An 8,714-nucleotide genomic window follows, 5' to 3' on the forward strand; every position below is an offset into this window, starting at 1 on the left:
CCGCCGTTTCGTCTGTGCGCCCGGTACGTCCGCGTCGGCGTACCGGCCGGTGTGCGTCAGCCGAAGGCGCCGTGCTGGGTGACGTTCGGCCCGGCCTCGCCCCCGGACGCCGGGGCGCCCTTGGGCTCGGCCGCGGCGGCAGGGGCGGCAAGGACGGCGGGATGGGAGTCCGCGCCCTTCTTCTCCGGCTTGGCCTTCGGGTCCCGCTCATCGCCCGGGGCCGGCTCCGCGCCGGCCGGCTGGGTCCGTACGCCCTTGGCGAGGCCCTCGCCGCCGCGGGTCTTGGCCTCGCCGGCCTGCGCCGGTCCGAACGGGTCGGGCCCGTGCGCCGCCGTGGAGGTCTCCCACTGGTGCCGTACGACCGGCCCCTGCCGCTGGCCGCCGCCTCCGCCGCCGCGCTTGCCGAACGCGCCGCCGAGGCCGTTGGCGAGCTGGCCGAGCGCCATGAAGCCGTAGGCGAGCTCGGGGCCGGAGGACGACTGCGAGCCTTTGGAGGAGTTGTTCGCGGACGACGCGTCGTGCTGCTCGCCGTGCGCGTCGTGGTCGTCCGGCTGCGCCGCGGCGGTCTCCAGGTCCGCCGCGGCCAGTTCGAAGGCCGGCAGCGAGTCGTCGACGGACCGCTTGAGGCGGTGCCACTCCCCCGCGAACGCCTCGCCCGCCGGGCCGTGCCAGTTGGCCGCGGCGGCGGTGCCGACGTGCCGGTCCAGGTCGCGTACGAGGCCGTCGAGGTGCTTGCCCATCTCCCGCCAGCCGGCCGCCGCTTCGTGCAGTGCCTCGGGGTTGCGTCGCTCGCTCACTTGACGCTCCGCATCATCTCGACCATCTCGTCCTCGGCCGCCTGGGTGTTCGCGACGGTCTCCTTGATGCCGCTGCCGACCTCGGCGAGCCGCTGTTGCAGCTGCACGAGGGCGTGTTCGGCCTGCTCGTACAGCTCACGGTACGGACGGGCCGCCTCGTGGCTGCCGAATCCGTCCCGCAGGGCCTCGGCATCCGCCCGCCGTCTGAATGCGGCCAGCTGCCGGCTCAGTTCTTCCGCGCGTATCTCGAAGGTCGCACCTAGCTTGTGCAACTCCTCCGTACTGAGCCGGACTTCGTCGGACATCATTTCTCCCCGAATTGAATGACAGCTGCCTGCCAACATCGCCTCAGGTCTAGCACACCCGCAATAGGCCCGAAGCCCTCAGTGGAGCGGCCGGCCGGCGGACCATGGAATGCATACGGAGCAATATGCGGCAATACCGACAACCCCCGCCTTGACGACCTGTTCACATCCGTCATTAGACTCAGGACGCCGGTGCAGCAGATGCGGTTGCTGTGCCACCACGTTCAAGGGGGCAGACATGAGCAATGAGCGACAGATCCAGGACGAGGACCTGATGGACGTCGCCCAGGATCCGGAGCAGGCGCACCGGCTGCGGAAGGCACTGAAGGTCCTGGCGGACAACCCCAATGTCGGCGGCAAGCTCCAGGAGATGGCCCAGGAGGTGCTCTCCGGCCGCCTCGGTATGAAGGACGCCATCGAGACGCCGGGGTACATGGACGCGCTGGGCGACCGGATGAACCAGATCCGGCGGGCCGCGGAGGACCAGACGATGGCCGAGCGCGAGGAGTCGCGCGAGAAGTTCGCCGCCTGGCAGAAGGAGCAGGAAGAGAAGGAAGACGAGGAGCGCGCCGAGCGTGACGGCCCGTCGGGCAACATCGTGACCGCCCCGCGGCGCGGTGGCCGCAGCCACCGGGGCTGACCTTCCTCTCTCCCTTACGACGGCTCACGGTCGCCGAAATCAGCTCAAAGAGTTCAAAGAGTTCATAGGGCTCTCTGGGCTCATCGGGCTCGTTGAGTTCATTGGACTCATTGGGCTCGGAGAGTCCAGAGAGCCGATACGGAAGAAAGCAGATCCGCCGCCGGAGTAAATCGGGCAGAGGGCAGATCTGCTTCCTTTCCGCACAAGGCGATCTCGCTTTCTCCACAACGGGCCACGGGGACAACCGCCATCACGCTCGCCCCACGAGTCACCGACGCGACAGCCCGCACACCCGCCCCGGCCTGCGTGTTCCAGTTCCGGAACAGCCGGCCCCGCGCCGTCCCGTGCGCGCGGCCCGGATCATAAGATCGAGCCGGTACACGCACGAATCCACGAAGGTGGAGAGCGGGATTGATGGGGGACGAGGAAGCCATGAGCGCCTCAGACGAAAGAAACGCCGCAGCGGCCGGATATGCACCGCATCCGTACATCGGCGGCCGCACCGCCGCGCTTCGCGCGCTCGCGGCCTGGCGTATGCGGTGGCCCGGTGCACCGCGCGTCATCGTGCTCACCGGAAACCCGGGCAGCGGGCGTTCGCGCCTGGTGACCGGCTTCCTGATGATGTGCGACCCCGACTACCGCAAGCGGCTGCCGCTGGACGACCTGGACCCGGCGACGGTGCCTCCGGACCTTCCGGCGCCCGCCGTGCCGAGCCCCACGGGACGCACCGCGGCCCAGGTGCTGTGGCTGCTCGCCGATCACTTCGACCTGAGCGCCGACCGCACCGAAGACATCTTCACCGAACTCGCCGCTCGTGAAGAGCCGGTGACGATCGTGGTGCCGGACGTCGACCAGGCCGGTCCGGTACGCGCCGCGCACGAGCCGGCTCGCCTCGTACGGGACGTACTCAAGCCGCTCGCCGCCACCGAAACGGTTCAGCTGCTCGCCGATGTGCCGCGCGAACTGGCCGCGGAGCTGGCCGAGGCGCTGCCGCGCGGGCAGGTCCGGATAATCGACCTCGACGCGCCCGAGTGGGCCGACCCCAAGGGCCTGGTGCGGCACGCCGACACCGCGCTGAACCCCGAGTTCGGGGCACCCCAACTCCCGTACACCACCGACCCGTCCGGGCGCCGGGCGCTCGCCGAGGCGATGGCGCAGCGCGCGGACGGCAGTCGGCTGACCCTCCAGCTCGCCGTGCAGTCGGTGCTCATGCAGCCCGACGGCTTCGACCCGGCGGACGCTTCCCTGCTGCCCGGCAGCGTCGGCGAGGCGCTCGATCTGCACGCCCGCCGGCTGGGCGCCGATCCGCAGACCCTGCGGCTGATGCTGGCGCCGCTCGCGTTCGCCGAGGGCGAGGGCCTGCCCGTCCAGCTGTGGGGCGCGCTGGCGAACGCCGTCGCCGGACGCGACTTGAGCCAGGACATCGCCGACGGCATGCTGCTAGCCGCACCGTTCATCGAGCCGGTCGGGGCCTCCCAGGACGAGGACGGTGACGACGACGACGGCGACAGCGGTGACGCCAACGAGGACGGGGCCGACGTCCCCGGCGACGGCCGTACGCTGCTGCGCCTGATGCACCCCGGTATCGCCGAGGAGATCCGCTCCGGCCTGCCGGACGTCCGCGACGCGCAGACCAAGCTCGCCATGGCGCTGCTCGAAGCCGTGCCCCAGCAGGACTGGTCCCAGGCCGATCCGTACATCCGCGACCATCTCGCGGCACACACCCTCGAAGCCGGTCTGCTCCCCCAACTCCTCACCGACCCGGGCCTGTTCGCACACGCCGACCCGGTGACACTGCGAGCCGCCATCGAGGCCGTACCGCTCGAACAGCTGGGCGCACCGGCCCGTACGTACCTGCGCACCGCCCCGCTGCTCACCCGCTCCCAGGCGCCGGCCGACCTGCGGGCGGCGTTCCTGGAGAGCGCCTTCGTCGAGGACGGGCTGGCGCCGTACGCGGAGGCGCTGCACACGCTCGGCTTCGCCCTGCCGTGGCGCACGCTCTGGAGCGTGCCGCTGACCGGTGTCCGCGCCGTGACGACCGGCTCACTGCCCCTGGAGGGCGCGGACGGCGCCGCAGCGGATGCGACCGAGGGCGGCGAGAGCCCGGCCCCGGCGCCCGGTGGCACCGCCGCCACACGTCCCGTCGCCGCCCTCGTCGTCCCCGCGGGCACCCCCGGATCCCGTCCGGCGCCCGGCCCGGACGGCGAGGCGCCCGAGAACGGCGGACCCGCCCTCCTCCTCCACGATCTGCTGGCCCCCGGCTATCTCGACGCCGACCCGTCGCAGGTGCTGCGCCCCTCACAGGAGGCACAGGCGGCGGCGCCCTTCGGGCTCACCCGCGGCGCCGACTATCTGAGGGTCTGGGCGCGCACGAGCCAGAAGATGGTGGCCGCGCTGCTCTCCGACTCCCCGATCACCGGCGCCGATCTCTCGCCGGACGGTGTGCTCGTCGTCGCCACCGAGCGCGGCGTGACCGCCCGGCAGATCATCGCGGCCGTCCCCGCCGCCACCCCCACCGTGCCGGCCCAGCGCGCCGGCACCGCTGATGCCGACGCTTCCCACGGCCTCGAAGGAGACCACTCGTGATCACCCAGGCGCAGGCTCAGGCCACCGCCGCCCGCTGGCTCAACCCCGAAGGTCATCAGGGCCCGCCGCGTGAGGTGGCCATGGAGGAGTTCGACCTCGGCTGGGTGGTGTGGGCCGTACCGCCGCCCCCGGAGGTCGACCCGGAGACCGGGCAGCGCCGCCCGCCCGCCGAGGTCGGCGCCGCATGCGGTGTCGTCGACCGGGCATCCGGCGAGCTGACGGTATGGCCGTCCGTACCGGTCGACGAGGTCGTACGGATGTACCAGCAAAAGCACGGCGCCGGGACGGGCACGGCCACCGCGGAACCCGCCGGGCCGCCGGTCACCGGCCCCGGCAACACCGCCGTCGCCACCTACAACGACCCCTCGACCGGCGAGGAGAGCAGCCTCGCCCGCGTCTCGGCGCCCGGACAGCCGCCCGTCGAGTACCAGCTGTACGACGAGCTGCGGCGGCTGGGCGTGAACGCCGCGGACGTCCGCGCGGTCCACACCGACCTGCGGCCGGCCCTGCTGCCCGGCGGCTACCCGGGCGACTTCATCCTCCGCACCTTCCCGAACGCCACCTTCTCCTGCACCGAGGGTTACGGCATGCGGCCCGAGGAGCGCGCCGAGGGCATCGCCGGGCTGCTGCGGCACGTCGCGATGATGCACCAACTGGCGGGCCAGCAGCCGCCGCCACAGCCGCACCGGCTGCCGGTGCCGCAGGGCGTCGAGGCCGCGCCGCAGATGCGGGATGTGGCGCTCGGCAAGCACCTCGTGGAGGTCTTCGGCCCCGAGGGCGTACGCCGCCCGGACGCCGACGACCTCGCCCCGACGCAGCTGCCCGAGGCCACCAAGAGCACGCTGATCTGGGCCGGGCTGCCCGCCCAGGTGCCGTACTTCTTCACCGCGGACCAGCTCGGCACCCCGCCGGCCGGTGGGATGTTCACCGACGTGGCGACGTATCTGCGCGAGACCGGCACCGAGGCCCAGGAGCAGACCCTGGCAACCCTCGCCGGCTACGTCCGGATCGGCACGGACGGCCTCTACACCGTCGCCGTCCAGTGCACCGCTCCGGAGCAGAACCAGAGCCTGATCGGCACCGTCTGGGCGGTCCAGCCGTCCTCCGGCGGCGGCCGGTTCGTCAACCGCACCCTCTCCGCGTACCTGCGCTCACTCGCGCTGCTCACCACCACGCGCCAGCAGATGCAGGGCATGGACCCCCACGCGGCGGGCACCGCGGTCGCCACCTTCCAGGAACAGATCGCGGCGATCGACTCATGGGCCCTGGATGACGCCGGCAACTGGTGGTCGCTGGTCATCGAGCAGATGTGGCACGGGTTGTTCTGAGGTTGGGCGGTTGTTTTGGTCCGGGCTGGGGGGTCGCTTTGGCCCGGACTGACAGTCGTCGCTCCGGTCCGGGCCGAGGCGGGTGGTCCGGGGGCGTGCGCGCGGGGCGTCTCCGGGGCCGGGGCCGGATTCGGGGCCGGATTCGGGGCCGGGGCCGGATTCGGGGCCGGGGCCGGATTCGGGGCTGAGGCTGAGGCCTCAAAGCTGTGGCGGGTCGGGCCCCGTTCTGGGGCCTGGCCTCTGTCCGTCATGGACGAGGCGCGGCGCTGTCCGCCATGGACGAAGCACGGTGGTTCATGGACGAAGCACGATGCTGCTGTCCGTCACGGACGAGGCACGATGCCTGCCACCAAGCCAGGCCGTCCGTCGCCCTCCGGACCACCGGCCGACGTCAGGGCAGTAGCAACCAGTCGGCGGCCAGCGCGGCCGCCAGACCTATACCCAGCAGCCAAGTGCCGAGCCGGGTACGCCCGTTCCGGCTGAGTTCGATCACCACGCCGCAGAGCACCAGCGCGGCTCCGTACACCCCGACCACCAGCACCGACGTACGCGACGCCAGGCGCACCACGAGCACCGCCGCCATCGCGGCCATCAGCACCGAGGCCAGGACGATACGTATCTTCCGTGCCTGTCGTGGCGTCAGCCCCTCACCACTCTCGGGGTCGGGCTGCTCTTCGTTGCCGGGTGCGTCCATGAGCGGGAATGCTACGGGACGGATGATCGTCCGCGCGCGCCGCTCCCCCTGCGCAGCACCCCCAACTAGCCCCGTCCCTGGGCCGGTTCTTTCACCCGCCCCGCCACATCAAGCCCGCCACCCGCCGCTCGACGAAATCCACAACGCTCACCACGCCGCTCAAGATCGGCACCAGCTCGATGAACAGCCGAGCACATACTGCGCGCTATTACGCCGCCCGCCGGCCTGCGCACTCGATCACATTCCCTTCCACCGCCATACACGCCCGTCAACGTGCCACGCCCACCCCCACGGATCATTTCTCCCCCCACGCGGTTGACGGCAAAGCCACACGCCATTGACCGTGTATCCACCCCTCGGCAATGGGCCGCGCCCGATCAACAGCAAACCCGAGAGGCCCCGCCCCGAACTCCCCCTCTCGAACCCCCTGTCGACCGTCCCGCCACCCCCTACGCCCACCCCCCGCACTCCAAACGATTGACCAACGGCCTACCAATATTTAACCTGCCCTTTCAGTACGCCGCCGGGGCGCCCACGCCTCCCCCGCCCCGTCTCCCCCCTCCCCGCATCCACAAGATTCGCCAATGTCTCAGGTGGGTCAATTCCCCAGATTCTCACCAGAGTTGCGGCATCAAGATGCCCACGTTCCCTCCACACCCGTCGCCTTGACATGCCTGTGTTCAGATCGCCTAATGTGGGATCGTTAGGATCGCGCCAAGAATCAGCGCGGGACAACACCGGAAATCGGGGGCAATGGTGGCAGGTAAGGCGTTTGACGTCGATCCGGATGTTCTGCGCACACAGGGCAATGCGTTCGTCCACATCGGCGATGATTTCTCCAAGGCATCGAAGAAGCTGCAGGACGATCTCGAGGGCCTCGGTAGCCCCTGGGAAAACTGCGACTTCGGCGACGCCTTCGAAATGATCTACACGCCCATCAGGGACGGCATGTTCAAGTCGATGGACTCCCTCGGCGAGCGCCTCGAAGGTATCGGCGACAAGCTCGAGAACATGGCGCGCTCGTACACCGAGTCCGACGAGCAGGGCATCCACACCATCAGCGCCGTCGGCCGCCCGGCCATCTGACGCGCACCCTGCCCCATGTGAGTCCGGGCCGACATCCTGAGCCCCACTCCACTCTCTTCATTCCTGTTCCTGCCTTCTCCATTGCGCTCCGCAATCGGCTACAACTGCACGGGGGACGATCGCTGTGTCATTGATGCTGCCAAGCGAGGTAGCCTGGATCTTGGATCTGCTCGGCTACAACTGGCCGGATGCCGACGAGGACAAGCTCCACGAATGTGCCCAGGCCTGGCGCAACTTCGCCGACTCCGTCAACCAAGCGTCCTCCCAGGGCTCTTCGGCAGCCAATGAAGTCGTCTCCGCCAACTCCGGCGAAGCGATCGAGGGCTTTACCAACGAATGGGGCTCCTTCGCCGGCAGCGGGGACAGCGGGGACAACTACCTCCGCGATGCCGCCGCCGCCGCTGAAGTAATCGCCGTCGCCTTCGACGCGGCCGCCATCGCCGTTCTCGCGGGCAAGGTCGCGGTCATCGTCCAACTCGTGGTGCTGGCTGCCGAGATCATCGCCGCACAGGCCGCCGCACCCTTCACCCTCGGCCTGTCCGAAATCGGCGCGGCCGGCGCCACCCAGGCGACCCGTGTGATCGTCCGCCAGATCCTCGACAAGATCAAACGCGAGGTCATGGAAGCGGCCACCAAAGCCATGGAGCACGCCACCATGGACGCCATCAAGAAGATGGCGAAGAAGGCCGTTTCCAAGGAAGCCCGCAAGATGGCGGCGGACTACGTCAAGACGACCGTCAAGGAAACCGTCAAGGAAAAGGTCGTCCAGGGCGCCAAGGACTTCGCCCGGGAAACCGTCGTCGAAGGCGCCAAGGAAAAGGCCAAAGAAGCCGGCACGGAGATGGCCCAGAACGTCGCCGAGCAGAGCATCGAGAGCCACTTCGGCGAGCGCGACGGAATCGACTGGGGCGAAACCGCCGACATCGGCAAGGAGAAGGCCGGCGAATACGTCAGCGACGTCAAGGACGGCGCCAAGGAGTACGTCGACGGCGTCACCAGCCTGGCCGACCCCAACACGTACATCGACCACGCCAAGAACGACCTCACCAACCGAGGCCTGGACGCCGGCCAGCGCCACGTCGACCGCCGCACCGGCGGCGCGGCCACCCGCCACCAGGACGTAACGGACGAGGTCCGCTCGGTCTTCGGCTGATCCGGCATCCCACGGCCACACCAAAAAGGGGCCCACAGCCTCCTCGGCTGTGGGCCCCTTCCGATTGCCCCGACTGGGACTGCACCCTGCTGGCAACGAGGCGCGGGGCCGCAGTCGACGACTGC

At 70.1% G+C, this 8,714-nt stretch carries 8 protein-coding genes; 5 read left to right on the forward strand and 3 right to left on the reverse strand.

Going from position 1 to position 8,714, the window contains the following annotated elements; translation table 11 throughout:
• Positions 1-56: 56 nt before the first annotated feature.
• On the reverse strand, positions 57-797 hold the full coding sequence (locus tag DY245_RS35470) for a WXG100 family type VII secretion target (RefSeq protein WP_128511210.1): 741 nt from the start codon (positions 795-797) through the stop codon (positions 57-59).
• On the reverse strand, positions 794-1,102 hold the full coding sequence (locus DY245_RS35475; RefSeq protein WP_128511211.1) for a hypothetical protein: 309 nt from the start codon (positions 1,100-1,102) through the stop codon (positions 794-796). The genes DY245_RS35470 and DY245_RS35475 overlap by 4 nt, the downstream gene beginning before the upstream one ends.
• Before the next feature lie 238 nt (positions 1,103-1,340).
• Here DY245_RS35475 and DY245_RS35480 point away from each other — a divergent pair, with 238 nt between their 5' ends.
• The 3 genes from DY245_RS35480 (at position 1,341) to DY245_RS35490 (ending at position 5,656) form a co-directional block, all read left to right on the forward strand.
• Positions 1,341-1,742 carry a hypothetical protein gene (locus DY245_RS35480; protein ID WP_128511212.1) on the forward strand — a complete coding sequence of 134 codons (402 nt, stop codon included), beginning with the start codon at positions 1,341-1,343 and terminating at the stop codon, positions 1,740-1,742.
• A 432-nt stretch (positions 1,743-2,174) separates the two neighbouring features.
• Positions 2,175-4,328 (forward strand): ATP-binding protein, encoded by a 2,154-nt coding sequence (locus tag DY245_RS35485; RefSeq protein ID WP_244943476.1) that lies wholly within the window; start codon positions 2,175-2,177, stop codon positions 4,326-4,328.
• Positions 4,325-5,656, forward strand: a complete 1,332-nt coding sequence (locus DY245_RS35490) for an SUKH-4 family immunity protein (protein WP_128511214.1) — start codon at positions 4,325-4,327, stop codon at positions 5,654-5,656. The genes DY245_RS35485 and DY245_RS35490 overlap by 4 nt, the downstream gene beginning before the upstream one ends.
• A gap of 391 nt (positions 5,657-6,047) precedes the next feature.
• Here DY245_RS35490 and DY245_RS35500 read toward each other — a convergent pair whose 3' ends face one another.
• The gene (locus DY245_RS35500) at positions 6,048-6,350 is read right to left on the reverse strand and encodes a hypothetical protein (RefSeq protein ID WP_128511215.1); all 303 of its coding nucleotides are present in this window, start codon (positions 6,348-6,350) and stop codon (positions 6,048-6,050) included.
• A 753-nt stretch (positions 6,351-7,103) separates the two neighbouring features.
• Between DY245_RS35500 and DY245_RS35505 the strand changes: the two genes are divergently transcribed.
• Entirely contained in the window at positions 7,104-7,436 is a 333-nt protein-coding gene (locus DY245_RS35505; RefSeq protein ID WP_128511216.1) for a WXG100 family type VII secretion target, read from the forward strand.
• Positions 7,437-7,596: 160 nt separating this feature from the next.
• On the forward strand, positions 7,597-8,589 hold the full coding sequence (locus DY245_RS35510) for a WXG100-like domain-containing protein (RefSeq protein WP_244943477.1): 993 nt from the start codon (positions 7,597-7,599) through the stop codon (positions 8,587-8,589).
• Positions 8,590-8,714 lie beyond the last annotated feature (125 nt).

Origin of the sequence: Streptomyces inhibens, assembly GCF_003389455.1 — a bacterium.
Lineage (GTDB): Bacteria > Actinomycetota > Actinomycetes > Streptomycetales > Streptomycetaceae > Streptomyces > Streptomyces inhibens.